General features: G+C 44.0%; 12 protein-coding genes. 5 read left to right on the top strand and 7 right to left on the bottom strand.

The genetic code is table 11. The annotated features are described in order from the left end of the window. Positions 1 to 10 precede the first annotated feature (10 nt). The 3 genes from hemH to FSB76_RS16665 all read right to left on the bottom strand — a co-directional run bounded on the left by hemH (position 11) and on the right by FSB76_RS16665 (position 2842). Positions 11 to 1042, bottom strand: a complete 1032-nt coding sequence (gene hemH, locus FSB76_RS16675; protein WP_147055240.1) for a ferrochelatase — start codon at positions 1040 to 1042, stop codon at positions 11 to 13. 207 nt (positions 1043 to 1249) lie between these two features. After that, the gene (locus tag FSB76_RS16670) at positions 1250 to 1960 is read right to left on the bottom strand and encodes a fatty acid desaturase (protein WP_147055238.1); all 711 of its coding nucleotides are present in this window, start codon (positions 1958 to 1960) and stop codon (positions 1250 to 1252) included. A 30-nt stretch (positions 1961 to 1990) separates the two neighbouring features. Further along, positions 1991 to 2842, bottom strand: coding sequence for a 4-hydroxy-3-methylbut-2-enyl diphosphate reductase (locus tag FSB76_RS16665; protein ID WP_147055236.1), 852 nt, complete (start codon positions 2840 to 2842; stop codon positions 1991 to 1993). Positions 2843 to 3281: 439 nt separating this feature from the next. Here FSB76_RS16665 and FSB76_RS16660 point away from each other — a divergent pair, with 439 nt between their 5' ends. From FSB76_RS16660 to FSB76_RS16645, 4 genes are all read left to right on the top strand, one after another. Beyond that, positions 3282 to 3842, top strand: a complete 561-nt coding sequence (locus FSB76_RS16660) for an RNA polymerase sigma factor (protein ID WP_147055234.1) — start codon at positions 3282 to 3284, stop codon at positions 3840 to 3842. Continuing rightward, positions 3839 to 4402, top strand: a complete 564-nt coding sequence (locus FSB76_RS16655; RefSeq protein WP_147055232.1) for a hypothetical protein — start codon at positions 3839 to 3841, stop codon at positions 4400 to 4402. The genes FSB76_RS16660 and FSB76_RS16655 overlap by 4 nt, the downstream gene beginning before the upstream one ends. Next, the gene (locus FSB76_RS16650) at positions 4383 to 5822 is read left to right on the top strand and encodes a DUF4097 family beta strand repeat-containing protein (RefSeq protein ID WP_147055230.1); all 1440 of its coding nucleotides are present in this window, start codon (positions 4383 to 4385) and stop codon (positions 5820 to 5822) included. Before FSB76_RS16655 ends, FSB76_RS16650 begins: the two co-directional genes overlap by 20 nt. 84 nt (positions 5823 to 5906) lie before the next feature. Further along, positions 5907 to 6683 carry a TerC family protein gene (locus FSB76_RS16645; protein ID WP_147055228.1) on the top strand — a complete coding sequence of 259 codons (777 nt, stop codon included), beginning with the start codon at positions 5907 to 5909 and terminating at the stop codon, positions 6681 to 6683. A 78-nt stretch (positions 6684 to 6761) separates the two neighbouring features. Here the strand turns inward: FSB76_RS16645 and FSB76_RS16640 are convergent, their stop codons facing one another. Then, positions 6762 to 7949 (bottom strand): class I SAM-dependent rRNA methyltransferase, encoded by a 1188-nt coding sequence (locus FSB76_RS16640; RefSeq protein WP_147055226.1) that lies wholly within the window; start codon positions 7947 to 7949, stop codon positions 6762 to 6764. A gap of 330 nt (positions 7950 to 8279) precedes the next feature. Between FSB76_RS16640 and FSB76_RS16635 the strand changes: the two genes are divergently transcribed. Beyond that, entirely contained in the window at positions 8280 to 9131 is an 852-nt protein-coding gene (locus FSB76_RS16635) for a DUF2911 domain-containing protein (RefSeq protein ID WP_147055224.1), read from the top strand. Positions 9132 to 9278: 147 nt separating this feature from the next. Here the strand turns inward: FSB76_RS16635 and FSB76_RS16630 are convergent, their stop codons facing one another. From FSB76_RS16630 to FSB76_RS16620, 3 genes are all read right to left on the bottom strand, one after another. Further along, on the bottom strand, positions 9279 to 10991 hold the full coding sequence (locus FSB76_RS16630) for a sodium:solute symporter (protein WP_147055222.1): 1713 nt from the start codon (positions 10989 to 10991) through the stop codon (positions 9279 to 9281). 108 nt (positions 10992 to 11099) lie between these two features. Then, a complete protein-coding gene (locus tag FSB76_RS16625; RefSeq protein WP_147055220.1) occupies positions 11100 to 11291 on the bottom strand; it encodes a hypothetical protein in 192 nt (63 codons plus the stop codon). Positions 11292 to 11732: 441 nt separating this feature from the next. After that, a complete protein-coding gene (locus FSB76_RS16620) occupies positions 11733 to 13721 on the bottom strand; it encodes a M13 family metallopeptidase (protein WP_225976225.1) in 1989 nt (662 codons plus the stop codon). Positions 13722 to 13833 lie beyond the last annotated feature (112 nt).

The following is a 13833-nucleotide window of genomic DNA, read 5'->3' as shown; positions in this document are numbered from 1 at the left end:
ATTAATAACCTCAGGCCGAAATATGGTTATCCCTCACCATTTTTTCCAGTGCCGAAATCCAGGTTGGCGAGTCGTTCAGGCTTTCTACCAGTTGTACGCGCTCGCCGCCAAGGACTTTAAACTCGTCGCCATATTCGGTAGTTACTTCGTAAACGGTTTCCAGGCAGTCGGCCACAAAAGCGGGGCAAAATACAAGCAGGCTTTTTTTGCCGACTTTGGCCAGGTTGGCTACAATTTCGCTGGTATAGGGCTGTACCCAGGGGTCGTTCCCCAGGCGTGATTGAAAGCAAATGGTATATTTTTCTTTGGGAATATTTAGCTTTTCGGCAATCAGCTTCGCGGTTTGATGCGACTGAGCCGAGTAGCAAAATTTATTGGCATCGGTAATGGTTTCGCAGCATTTATCAACCTTTAAACAATGCTTGTGCGTATGGTCGGCTTTAATCAATTGTCTTTGCGGCAGGCCGTGAAAACTAAACAGCACATGATCAAATTTTTCGGGATCGTATTTGGCGCCGTTTTCGGCAAAGGTGGCAATCATCAGTTCGTTATCATGAAACGAGTTCACAAATGATATGGTTGGCTTGGTAGGCCATTGCATCAGCAACTCCATCACCTTATCATAAACAGAGCCGGTACTGGCCGATGCATATTGCGGAAAAAGCGCTATTACCTGTATATCGTCAACCAACGCATCTTTCAACCTGTTCAATGCCGATTCAATAGTTGGGTTTTGGTAACGCATGGCCAATTCAACAACATACTCATCGCCCAGGCGCTGTTTTAAAGCTTCCTGTTGTAAAATGCTGTAATGCATCAGCGGCGACCCGGTAGTATCGCTCCAGATAGCCCGGTATAATTTGGCCGATTTTGGTGCACGGAACGGAACAATTATTCCGCGAACCAGTAAGGTACGCAGCACCGGGTTAATGTCAATAACCCGCGGATCCATCAAAAACTCATTGAGGTAGGTACGCACGTCGGCTGTCGACGCGCTGTTTGGTGTACCCAAGTTGACTAATAAAACACCTTTTTTGCCCATAATTTTACAGTGTGCGAAATTAAATAATTTTTGGCCCGGCAACGGAGTATGAGGTAAATAAATTACAAAAGGATTAAGAGTCAAGAATCAAGAGCCAAGAATCAAGACAGCTTCAGTTTGGTGGCGAAGCAAAAAAAGCAAGAGTTAAAATCAATCAGCTTTGCCAGGCCATAAAGTTGATAGCATATTTCCAGGCTACAAGTGCAGCTATCTTGATTCCTGGCTCTTGACTCTTGACTCTTGATTCTCCTCCCCTCGCCACAGCATCCACCACGGCGTTCCCGGCGAATGGTGATGCTCATAGTGATAGCCAAAAAAGTAGCAGCTAAAAAATGCCCGTATGTGGTTTTTCTTTTGGCTTCGGGCAAAGTATATATTATCATGCTCGCCTTTGTGGGGTTGGTAAGTGCCAAAATAAAACAGTTGCAAAGTGCTAAGCAACGATGGCGCTACCCAAAACAGCAGCAGGTTTTGCTGTGGAATCCAGATTTTTAATACATTAAACAATGCCGCCATTACTACAATTTGCCATATAGAAAGATAGTTGCGGATAAACCTTACATACCAACTCCAAAAACTGCCGTTGTGGTAATCCGGGTCGTGGGTAGTGTGTACATGGCTGTGATGTAAATGATGTTTGGTATATAACTGCGGATACCAGAATGACGCATATAAAAAAGTGCACAGGTAACCAACAAAGTTGTTGATGCCCCGGTTGGGTGATATGCTGCCGTGCATGGCATCGTGCGCGGTGATAAACAGACCGGTATATAAATGCATTTGCACCAAAACCAACAGGTAAACCAGCGGATTGACAAAACTAAAATTCCATTGCATTAATAAAATAATAGAAAATATCCAGGAACCCGTTACCGCCAGGGCAACCAGTAAACCGATATTGGATGGGCTTTTTTGCATGCGGGTTATACAACAGCAAAAAGCGTGCTGTTAAATACTTTCAATGGCTTCTTTTACCTGCTGCATCAGCCACATCGGGGTTGATGTGGCGCCGGCAATGCCCACGGTATCATTTGGCGAAAACATCGATGGATCCAATTCATCTGTCGATGAAATGAAATAAGTATTGGGGTTATGCTTGCGGCAAACCTCAAACAGCACCTTGCCGTTTGATGATTTCTTGCCCGACACAAACACTATCTTATTAAAACGGGTAGCAAACTTAGGCAAATCCTTATCCCGGTTTGATACCTGGCGGCAAATGGTATCATTGGCTTTCAGGTTATACCCACGGGCTATCAGCTCATCTTTTACATTGTAAAACTTTTCCATGCTTTTGGTGGTCTGGCTGTACAGGGTAATGTTTTGGGGCAGCTCCATATTGTCCAGTTCGGCAATATCCTGGAAAACCAGGGCTTCGTTATTGGTTTGCCCCTGCAGGCCAACAACCTCGGCATGGCCATGCTTGCCAAATATCAATATCTTCTCGTTTGAATCGTATGATGTTTTAATCCGGTTTTGCAGTTTTAATACTACCGGGCACGATGCATCTATCAGGGTAATATTATTCTCTAATGCGGTGCGGTAAGTGTCGGGGGCTTCGCCGTGGGCGCGGATAAGTACTTTCTCGTTGCGCAGGTTTTTCAGTTCGGCGTGTTCAATAATGCGCAGGCCCTGTGCTTTCAGCCGTTCAACTTCCTCGTCGTTATGCACAATGTCGCCCAGGCAGTACAGGTAGCCATCTTCGGCCAGTATCTCTTCGGCCATATCAATGGCATAAACCACCCCAAAGCAAAAGCCCGAATCCTGATCAATAGTAACCTTTAAATTGTACGCTCCCATGGTGTTGCAAATATACCTATGATTTTGTTGATTATTTAACAGGATTGTAAAGATTAGGTTTGATGATGCTATGGTTATCCGTTTTTAACTATTTACTGTGATGGTTTAATCTCCCGGCAGTTTTAAAACGCCAGGACCCCGATTTCTCGACTTGTTTTTTTACGTTTCTTGTAAAAAAAATCTTGGTTTTGATTTTGTATTAATTAATACATGTTTTGTTTCAATAAATGATGCATTTGTTGCAAAAAAGTTCGGATTAATAGCCTTTTTTTCACCTGTTTGTGCATGAATAAGGGGGCTTTTAAATATAAAAACAAGCGTGTACATTTGTACCGTTCTGCACATTTGAAATCTGAAATTTGCACATCAATAAATTATTTCCCCGTTTCGTGCAACGTTGTAAAATAGCTTGCGTCTATTAATCTGAAGCTTAACGCAATTGGAAGCAATATTTATAGATAAACATTATAGCCTGGTGCTGGAGTGCAAACAAGGGAGCAAAAAAGCTTCTTATGAGCTATACCGCCTGTATTCAAAAGCGATGTTGAACGTCGCCTTTAGGATAGTAGGCAATATTGGCGAGGCCGAAGATGTTTTGCAGGAAGCTTTCCTTGATGCTTTTAACAAGCTAAAGGATTTCAGGCAGGAAACCACATTTGGGCTTTGGCTCAAACAAATAGTGGTAAACCGGTCAATAAATTTGCTCCGTAAACGAAAGCTGGAGCTTATTGAAATAGAGGGAGATCACCTGGAAAACATTCCGGATGAGGAACCCGAAGATGAGGACGACGTGCAATACCAGGTGGCACTGGTTAAAGAGGCTATGAAACAATTACCGGATGGTTACCGGCTTGTATCATCCCTTTACCTGCTGGAAGGTTATGATCACGAAGAAATTGGACAAATATTAAGTATATCTGAAAACACCTCAAGAACCCAGTTTTTGAGAGCTAAAAGGAAACTAATGGAAATTTTAAAAGGAAGAGGAAAAGTGTCATGAGCAAGCGATTTGAAGATTTCATGAAAAATAACCACGATGAATTTGACGAGATCGAGCCATCGGCAGATCTGTGGAGTAAAATAGAGGCGCGTTTAGATACGCTGGATGCGCCAAAAAAGCGCGAAGCCAAAACCTTTTCGCTCACTTTCGTGCTAAAAATGGCCGCATCCATCATCGTGGTGATGGGTATCGGTTTCGGGGCATATCTCCAAAGCCAGAAAGGCGCAAAAAGCGTTGACCTGGCGGCTATTAACCCCGAATATGCCAAACAGCAGGTGCATTATGCATCATTGGTTAAAACGCAGCTTAACCAACTTAAAACGGCATCAAAAGGCGACCCGCAGTTGTTTAAAGAGTTTACTGCCGAGATTGCCAAAATGGATTCGACCTATAAAAAACTAAATAGCGATTTAGCCACAAGCCCTAACCAGGAACGTGTTTTACGTGCAATGATCCGGAACTTGCAAATACAAACCGATGTGCTTAGTCAGCAATTAAATGTAATAGAGCAGTATAACGAGACTAATAAAGATCAAAAAGATGAAATCAAAAATATTTAAACCTTTCCTGTTTACGCTGATGGTTTTATTAACCATAGGCAACATGGGCTTTGCCCAACAAAAACCTGCAAAACCGGCTAAACCTGCAAAGCCGGCCCTGGCGCCCAAGGCAGCCCAAACGGCTGATGATGACGACGACGATTCGGACATGGATTCGAAAGATTATCAGCAAAAAATGAAAGATTTGCAGGCTAAAATGCATGATCTGCAGGTAAAAATGAACTCGCTTAACAGGCAAAAGTTCAACAAAACCATGAAGCAGAACATGAAACAGTTCAGCAAAAGCTTTAAAGGCTATGATAAAACGTTCAAATTTGACAGCTTAAAAGGTTTTGCCTACAAGTTTAACGACAGCATGCTAAACTTTGCTTATAAATTTGATACCCACATAGCCCCGATGATAGCCTATGGTTTTAAAGATTTTGATAAAACCTTCAACTTTAACTACAATATAGATGGTGATGATGACCTGAAAGTACAAACCGGAGACGAAGTTGTAAAAACCAAAAGCTACAGCAAAAGCTACAGTGTTGATGGCAACGATGTAATTAACATTGATAATAAATTTGGCAAAATAACCGTAAATACCTGGGCAAAAAACGAGGTGAAAGTTGATGTGCAGATAAAGGTTACCACCAACGATGCCGATAAAGCACAAAAAATGCTGGATAACGTGAACATCCAGGATAGTAAGGACGGAAACGGTGTTTATTTTAAAACCTCGATAAACTCCAATAACGACAATAATGGCTCATGGGGCGGCTTATTCAGGAGTGGTAATTCGGTACGGTCAATGGAGATTAACTACACGGTTTACATGCCTGCAAAAAATCCGCTTACCATCAGCAACAAGTACGGCGCTACCGATTTACCCGATCTTGGCGGCAAACTCATCATCAGCAACTCATACGGCAGCCTGGTGGCTAAAGCATTAAGCAACAACGGCAACCAAATAAGGGTAAAATACGGCAATGCCACCATTGGCAACTTAACCGGCAGCGATCTTGATGTAGCTTACGGCAGCCTAAGCCTGGGCGATTGCGATAAGCTTACAGCCAATTTGAGCTATAGTTCGGCAAAAATTGGGCGTATTAAAACATCGGGTACCATTAACGTTAAGTTTGGCGGCGGCATCAGTATTGAAGATGTAGACAAAAACCTTAAAGACCTTTCAGTACGGTCGTCATATTCCAGCATAAAGCTGGGCCTGGGCGATAGCCAAAGCGCCGATTTTGATGTAACCGTGCGTTACGGCAGCTTTAACTATGGCAACCACGATGTAAGCCTTACCAGCAAAAGCCCCGCCGATGGCGAGCGCGGATTTAACCCAACCAAAAACTATAAAGGTCATTTTGGCAAAGGCGGTACCGATAAAACCATCACCATCAATTCAACTTTTGGAAGTGTAAACTTTGATTAAGCGATAAATTCATCCTTTTACGCAAGCCCTTGCCCTAAAAAGCAGGGGTTTTGTTATTTTTGGGCTTAACCACATCGCGCACCTATGGATTTATCAATATTTGCCCAGGCCGAATCCTGGATCTCCCTGCTTACACTTACCGTTTTAGAAATCGTTTTAGGTATAGATAACATTGTGTTCATTTCCATATTGTCAGATAAGCTGCCTGCAAAACAGCAAAGCAAAGGCCGCCGGGTTGGTTTAGGCATGGCCATGATTACCAGGATTCTGTTGTTGCTATCCATTAGTTGGGTGATGACGCTTACCACGCCCCTGTTTAGCCTGAGCCATTTATTTAATATTACCGACCCGGATTGGGCAGAAAAACTGGCTATATCAGGCCGCGACCTGATCCTGATTATCGGCGGCTTGTTCCTGATCTATAAAAGTACTGCCGAAATTCACCATAAAATTGAGGGCGAAGAAGAAAATAGCGAAAATGTAAAGCCACAAGGGTTTATAGCCACTATTATCCAGATCATGTTGCTGGATATTGTGTTTTCTTTAGATTCTGTAATTACGGCCGTGGGTATGGCCAGCCATGTAGAGATTATGATCCTGGCGGTTATCATAGCCGTAGGCATTATGATGTGGGCATCAAACAGTGTATCGGGCTTTGTAAACAAACACCCCACGGTTAAAATGCTGGCGCTATCTTTTTTATTGCTGATAGGCGTATCGCTGTTGGCCGAGGCGTTTGAACAACATATCCCCAAAGGGTACATTTACTTCGCGATGGCATTCTCGGTTTTGGTGGAGTTATTAAATTTGAAAATGAAGGGGAATAGAGTCAAGAATCAAGAGTCAGGAATCAAAAAATAGATTTGTGTTCATCTTCAAGGCATAGCAAAACGTTTTTTCCTCTGTCTTGATTCTTGGCTCTCAAATCTTGCTTCTTCTTTAAAACACCCGGCAAAGCAGCCCCTTCAAGTATTCTCCTTCAGGGAATGAAGCCCTTACCGGATGATCTTCCGGCTGGTGGAACTGGTATATAAATTGTACCTGTTTACCGGCATCTAAAGCAGCCCAGGCTATTACCTGTTTAAAGGTTTCCATATCCATAGCGCCCGAGCAAGAGTAAGTGGCCAGCAAGCCGCCTTCGTTCAGCAACAGCATGCCCAATCGGTTCAGGTCTTTGTAAGCGCGGGAAGCCCTTGTTAAAGCTGAACGCGATGGTGCGTACTTAGGCGGATCGAGCACTATAATGTCAAACTTTTCGCCATCATCCCTGAATTTACGGAGTTGGGTATTTACGTCGGATTTGATGGCGTTATGTTTATCGGCATCCAGTTTATTAAGCAGGATGTTTTCCTTTAACGTTTCAATGGCCAGGGCCGAGCTATCTACACTGGTTACAAATGCAGCGCCATTTTTAAGGCTGTTCAGGGTAAAGCCGCCGGTATAGCAAAAGCAATCCAGTACTTTTTTGTTTTTGGCATAAGTGGCAACCACGTGGCGGTTATCCCGCTGATCGCAATAAAACCCGGATTTTTGCCCCTCGGTGATATTGATGCCGTAAACCACATTATTTTCCAGCACCTCCACTATTTCGGGTGGCGGGTTGCCTGCTAATACTTTATTCTCGGCTTCGCCCATGCCCTCATGCGCCCGGGATGCTGCATCGCTTTTATCCGAGATACTTTCGGGGTTCAGCAGCTTTTGCAATTCGTCAATAATTACCGGCATCATCCGTTCCATGCCCGATGTAAGCACCTGCACCGCCAAATGCCCGGCATATTTATCAACTATAAGCCCCGGCAGGTAATCCGATTCGCTAAAAACCAAACGACAGGTATTGGTGCCGTTTTCCAATACATTGGCGCGGCTTTTAACTGCCGTTGCCAATTTACCGCGAAACCAATCGTCATTAATTTCAGCGGCCTCATCCCATTCCAACAAACGTAAAGCAACCCTCGATTGATCGTTATAAAAACCATAGGCCATAAATTCGCCTTTGGCATTAAGCAGGCGTACCACATCGCCATTGGCGGGCTTACCCTTTACTTTATCAATAGCCCCCGAAAATACCCAGGGATGCCTTTGCACAACAGCTTTCTCTTTGCCTTTACTTAAAACAACGTCTATCATGGGTGCAAAGGTAGTAAATTAGTGAGTGGTTGATTGGGTTGGATTAAGTTGAGTAAGAGAAGTAGTTGCCTTGGATATCTGTTCTCCAAAAACCAACCTCCTGCCTATCTATCCAACCCAATCAATTCAAGCTAACCTAATCAACTTAATCCAACTCAATCCAACCTAATCAACCCAATCAACTCAATCCAACCTAATCAACCCAATCAACTCAATCCAACCTAATCAACCCAATCAACCACTCCCCATTAAACCATTCATCATTTTATTACTCCAATACAATATTTTCCAATTAAAAACATTTGGTATCTTAGTATCCGAAACATAAACATGAGAAAAATTTACCTATTGGTAGCTACAGTGCTATTGGCATGTTGTAGCTATAAAAGCTATGCCCAGGTACCCCGCATTCCTGAGGCCAGTTCTACACAAACCATTATCCAGGATTTTGGCCTGGGTAAAGTAACCGTTACTTACTCGCGCCCAAATGTTAAAGACCGTAAAATTTTTGGCGGCATCATTCCATGGGGCGAAGTTTGGCGCACCGGTGCCAATGCAGCCACTGTAATTACCTTTTCTGAAAAAGTTTTAATTGAAGGCAATAGTGTACCCGCAGGCAGCTACTCACTTTTCAGCATCCCCGAAAAAAATGAGTGGACTATTATATTAAACAAAGTAGTTAAACAATGGGGCGCCTATAGCTATAAACAAACAGAAGATTTTTTACGCTTCACCGTGAAACCCATGCGCGTAAGCGAAAAACGCGAAACCTTTACGATGGCTTTTGCCAACTCAACCACCAAATTTTCTGACCTGTACCTGGTTTGGGACCATACTTCGGTTATGATTCATTTACAAACAGATGATGACGCCAAAATAACCGCAAATATTGATGAGCTAATGAAAGGCGACCGGAAGCCTTACTATTTCAACGCTATCCAGTATTACTACGAAAACAACAAAGATGTTGATAAAGCTTTAGGCTGGGTTTACGAGGCAGAAAAAATTGAGCCTAAAGGCCCCTGGTATAAACTTTGGGAGTCGCGTTTGCTATTACGCAAAGGCGATAAAGCAGGCGCCATTGCGGCGGCCGAAGCAGGCATAGCGCTATCTAAAGCCAGTAAAGATGATGAATACGAACGTTTAAATAAAGAAGCGCTGGATCACGCGAAGGATTATTAAGAAACCTCCCCAACCCTCTCCTTTGGAGAGGGCTTAAAATAGCACATATAAAAAAAGGCTTTTTGCTTGATGCAAAGAGCCTTTTTCTTTTCCCCTCTCGAGAATTGAGCGGCTGCAGGGGTGTGTTTCGCGTTCTGGGTAGCAAATTTAGGTTGTTTCAGTCTCAGCAACAACCCTTTTTTCACCAACCACCCTGTTCAATACCAGCCCTAAAATCATTACCAGGAAACAACCTATCGGGTTAAGCCACAGGTAAGCTACCGTTTTAGTTAGGCCTAAATATATAATGGTAGCTTCGCTGATGATAGCGGCAATAAATACAGCATTGCCGTTTATGCGTTTCATATAAAAGGCTACAACGAATACGCCCAGCACGGTACCATATATGTATGATCCCAACTGGTTTACCGCCTCGAGCAGGTTGCCCAGCTTGCTGGCATATAAGGCCATAATTACACACACCACTCCCCAAAATACCGTTGCCAACCGCGATGCATTCAAATAGTTTTGATCGGATGCATCTTTATTGATGGTGCGTTTGTAAATATCAACAACCGTTGTAGATGCCAGCGAGTTTAATGCGCTGGCTGTTGAACCCATCGACGCCAGGAATATAATGGCTATCAATAGGCCCACCAATCCACGTGGCAGGTATTGCTTTACAAAGGTGAGAAACACGTAGTTGGTATCGTTATCATCGGCGCCGGCGTTGCTTTTCTTCATCACATCAATGGCTTGCTTCCTGATGTCTTTGGCTTGCTTATCGGCATTTTTGAGGGCTGCCTGGGCCTGGCTTACCTGGTTGGCGTCTTTACTGTCAAAGGCTTTAATCAGATCGTTGGTTTTGGCTTTTCGCTGTTCAAAGGCCTGGGTATATTGCTGGTCAAGCTGGTTGTATGCCGCGGCGTAGCTGCCCTTACGCACATTATCCACCTCGTAATTGTTAAAAAACATGGGCGGGCGGTTAAACTGGTAAAAGGCAAATACCAGCACGCCAATCAGCAGGATCAAAAACTGCATGGGGATTTTGATCAACCCGTTCATAATCAACCCCAGGCGGCTTTGCCCAATGGAACTACCCGTTAAGTAGCGGCCAACCTGGCTTTGATCTGTACCAAAGTATGATAGTTGTAAAAAGAAGCCCCCTATCAGCCCGCTCCATACATTATAGCGGTTATCCCAATCAAACTTCCAGTCAATAACGTTCATGCGGCCAAGCTTGCCCGCCATTTTTACGGCATGCGTAAAACCAACGCCTTTGGGCAGCATGCTAACCACTAAAATTCCGGCCAAAAACATCCCCGCGAAAATGATGCTCATCTGCAGCAACTGGGTGTATGATACGGCTTTACTGCCGCCGTAAACGGTATAAAATATCACCAGGCCACCTATGAACAGTGTGGTATAAACGGTATTGATGTTTAATATGGTTGATAATATAATAGACGGCGCATAAATAGCCACCCCGGTTGATAAGCTCCTGAGCACCAAAAACAGGAACGATGTTAGCGCCCTTGTCTTCAAATCAAAACGCTGTTCCAGGAATTCGTATGCGGTATAAACCTTCAGCCTGCTAAACATGGGCACAAACGTAACGCACAGCACAATCATGGCCAGCGGCAGCCCAAAGTAAAACTGCACAAAACGCATCCCATCAGAGTAGGCCTGACCGGGGGCCGAAAGAAAGGTAATTGCGCTGGCCTGCGTGGCCATAACCGAAAACCCAACATGATACCAGGGCAACGAGCGGTTGCCCATTAAAAACTGGTCGATATTTTTATTGGTGCCGCTTTTCCAGATGCCGTAGGCAACTATACCAAAAAGGGTGAGGGCTAAAACAATCCAGTCGGGTAAGCTCATTCAAAATATTTTGTAATGAGCCAAAATACAAAAACTAAAAAAACCAGCCATGCGGCTACTATGCCGTAAAACTGGTTCCAATTACTTATAAATGATGGTAAATCCGGATCAGATTTTTTCGCCACGGCCCCTAACCAAAACATTCAGGAAGAAAGCGGCAGTTAATAAGCCCAATACACCACCAACAACAATCCAGGTTAAACCTTTATCAATTATGGCACCTACAAATGCACCCGATACAAGTGCTACCAGGTAGTATATATAATCTAAATTTTCTTTTACTTCTTCTTGGTGTTTCATATTTGTTGTTTTGTAACCCCGCAAAAATAGGTGATTAATTGAATTTTAGCAACAGTTTATTTTGGTAGAATTTGATGTATCAATGTAAGTTAAAAAAAGTTGACGAACCTACCAATATTTACTTTTATTCCGCATTCAAAAAGTCTTACTACTTGATACTTACTGCTAAAGTTGGCGTTGCCTGCGGCCCGGGTCATTCGCTCATACTGCACAGGCCTTATCCACATTGGCCGGTATCCGCTACTCCCCCTAACGCAAATCGCGGAAAGCTTGTTGTTTATTCTATTTCGTTCAAACTGGGCAATTTAGTTTTATCTACTCCATCACCCAAAGAACATCCGAAAAAGCGATCTGTGAAGACACAGATCGCGGAAAAAGAAAACTTTGTGGTATCAATCCTGCTAATCAAAAGCTCCGCTTTCAGGGGGCTGGGGGGCTTGCCTACCAAATCTTTACCCTTTTAGCCGGATCTAACCACATCTTATCCCCCTTTTTAATGTGGAAAGCTTCATAAAACTCCGGCACATCACTAAAGGGACCATTTACCCGCAAAAAGCCGGGGGCATGCACATCTGTTAGTATCTGGTTGGCTAATGCCTCGTCGCGTTCCTGGCCAAGCCAGCCAAGGGCGTAGCCCAAAAAGAAACGCTGCATGGGTGTAAGCCCATTTATCAATTTCCCTTCTTTATATTGTTTGGTTTTTTTAAAAGCATCAATACCTAACACTATCCCGCCCAAATCGGCAATATTTTCGCCTAAACTGGCTTTGCCGTTTACGTGCAGACTGTCAAGCACTACGTAGCTGCTAAACTGGTCGGCCAGCATGTTGGCCCGCTTGGTAAACCTTACCGAGTCGGTTGGTGTCCACCAGGTTTTCAAATTACCTTTGGCATCAAACTGGCGGCCTTCATCGTCAAACCCGTGGGTAATTTCATGACCAATGGTTGATGCAGCTACGTAGCCGTAAGCTACGGCATCGTCAACCTCGCTGTCTTTTACGCCGGGAATGGTAAATTGCGCTGCCGGCAGTGTTATCTCGTTGTTCGACGGGCTGTAGCTGGCATTGTAGGTTTGCGGTGTCATTCCCCATTCTGTGTGGTCAACCGGTTTGCCCAGCTTGTTAATATTAACCAGGTAAGCCCAATGCCTGGCCCGCATTACATTGCCGGCGTATGATTCCCTGTCCATTACCAACGTCGAGAAATCCTTCCACTTATCCGGATAACCTACTTTGGGATGAATGGCGTTCAATTTTACCAGCGCCTTTTGCTTGGTTTCTGGTGTCATCCAATCCAGTTTGGCAATATGTTCACGATAGGCTTGCCTAATAGCCTCAACCATATCTGTATAACGCCGCTTGGCCGTAACCGGGAAGTATTCTTTTACAAACAAAAAGCCAAGGGCTTCGCCCATTAAACCATTTTCGGTATCCAATACCCGTTTCCAGCGGGGCAGCTGTTCTTTACGGCCCGATATTACCTTACCGCCAAAACGGAAACTTTCATCGTCGACCGCCTTTGTAAGGTATGGCGAGTAGGATGCAATAAGTTTCCAGCGTAGGTAAGCTTTCCAATCTCCGGCAGCGAATGTTTTTAAAGCTGTATTTAAAGCCCTGTAATACTCCGGCTGTCCAACAATTACCGAGTCTACCGGTTTCAACTCCATTGCTTTAAAAACCGTATTCCAGTTAACATCCGGCGTAAGCGCGTTCAATTGCGCCAGCGTCATTTTATGGTAGTTGGCATAAGGGTCGCGTAGCTTTTCAAGCTTGCGGCTGCTATCGGCCAAAAATTTTTCTATCCTGTAAATACTTTCGGCACCTGCTTTAGCCTGCTGCTCATCGTAGCCTGTAAGTTTAAGCATGGTTGGCAGGTGGTTAGTTGTATAATCGGTGCGGATTTTAACCGTGCGGGCGTCTGTTTTAAAATAATAATCGCGGTTTGGCAGGCCTAAACCTGCCTGCCCCAGCTGCAATATCATTTTAGCGCTGTTTTTGGCGTCCTGCCCAACCCGCGCTCCAAATACGTTACGGGTGCCCGTAGTACTTAATACAGCCGCCGCATTTAAAATGGAAGGCACATCATTGGCCTGGTCTATCAAGGCTAATTGTGCTTTTAATGGGTCGATGCCGCGTTTTTCAATATTTACGGTATCCAAACCGGTAAAATAAAAATCACCAATTTTTTGTGTAGTGGTGCCTTTTGGGGCGTTGGCGGCCAAAGCATCCTCATTAATTTTCTTCAGCCTGTCGCGCAATTCTTCCGATACCACGTTGCCAATTCCCCAACTGGAGTAAGCTGCCGGGATAGGATTGCGCTTAAGCCAGCCGCCATTGGCGTACTTAAAAAAATCAGCACCGGGGCTAACCGACTGATCCAGGTTATCAAAAACAGGATCATTTGGTTTTGCTATATATGCGCTTAGTGCCATTGTAGTTAGCACAGCACCGCATAAAATAATTTTGTTGTAAGTTTTTGTCATGCAGAAAACGTTTGCATCAAATTTATCAAAAAACAAACGCCTTATTAAAAGGCGTTTGTAA

Source organism: Mucilaginibacter ginsenosidivorax (genome assembly GCF_007971525.1).
Taxonomy (GTDB): Bacteria; Bacteroidota; Bacteroidia; order Sphingobacteriales; family Sphingobacteriaceae; genus Mucilaginibacter; species Mucilaginibacter ginsenosidivorax.
Note: the sequence above shows the minus strand (reverse complement) of the source record. Positions and strands in the feature narration are given on the sequence as shown.

Excerpts from the sequence above, each read along its gene's own strand:
- hemH (WP_147055240.1), bottom strand. The coding sequence starts at position 1,042 with ATGGGCAAAAAAGGTGTTTTATTAGTCAACTTGGGTACACCAAACAGC.
- FSB76_RS16670 (WP_147055238.1), bottom strand. The coding sequence starts at position 1,960 with ATGCAAAAAAGCCCATCCAATATCGGTTTACTGGTTGCCCTGGCGGTA.
- FSB76_RS16665 (WP_147055236.1), bottom strand. The coding sequence starts at position 2,842 with ATGGGAGCGTACAATTTAAAGGTTACTATTGATCAGGATTCGGGCTTT.
- FSB76_RS16655 (WP_147055232.1), top strand. The coding sequence starts at position 3,839 with ATGAGCAAGCGATTTGAAGATTTCATGAAAAATAACCACGATGAATTT.
- FSB76_RS16650 (WP_147055230.1), top strand. The coding sequence starts at position 4,383 with ATGAAATCAAAAATATTTAAACCTTTCCTGTTTACGCTGATGGTTTTA.
- FSB76_RS16645 (WP_147055228.1), top strand. The coding sequence starts at position 5,907 with ATGGATTTATCAATATTTGCCCAGGCCGAATCCTGGATCTCCCTGCTT.
- FSB76_RS16640 (WP_147055226.1), bottom strand. The coding sequence starts at position 7,949 with ATGATAGACGTTGTTTTAAGTAAAGGCAAAGAGAAAGCTGTTGTGCAA.
- FSB76_RS16635 (WP_147055224.1), top strand. The coding sequence starts at position 8,280 with ATGAGAAAAATTTACCTATTGGTAGCTACAGTGCTATTGGCATGTTGT.
- FSB76_RS16630 (WP_147055222.1), bottom strand. The coding sequence starts at position 10,991 with ATGAGCTTACCCGACTGGATTGTTTTAGCCCTCACCCTTTTTGGTATA.
- FSB76_RS16625 (WP_147055220.1), bottom strand. The coding sequence starts at position 11,291 with ATGAAACACCAAGAAGAAGTAAAAGAAAATTTAGATTATATATACTAC.
- FSB76_RS16620 (WP_225976225.1), bottom strand. The coding sequence starts at position 13,721 with ATGGCACTAAGCGCATATATAGCAAAACCAAATGATCCTGTTTTTGAT.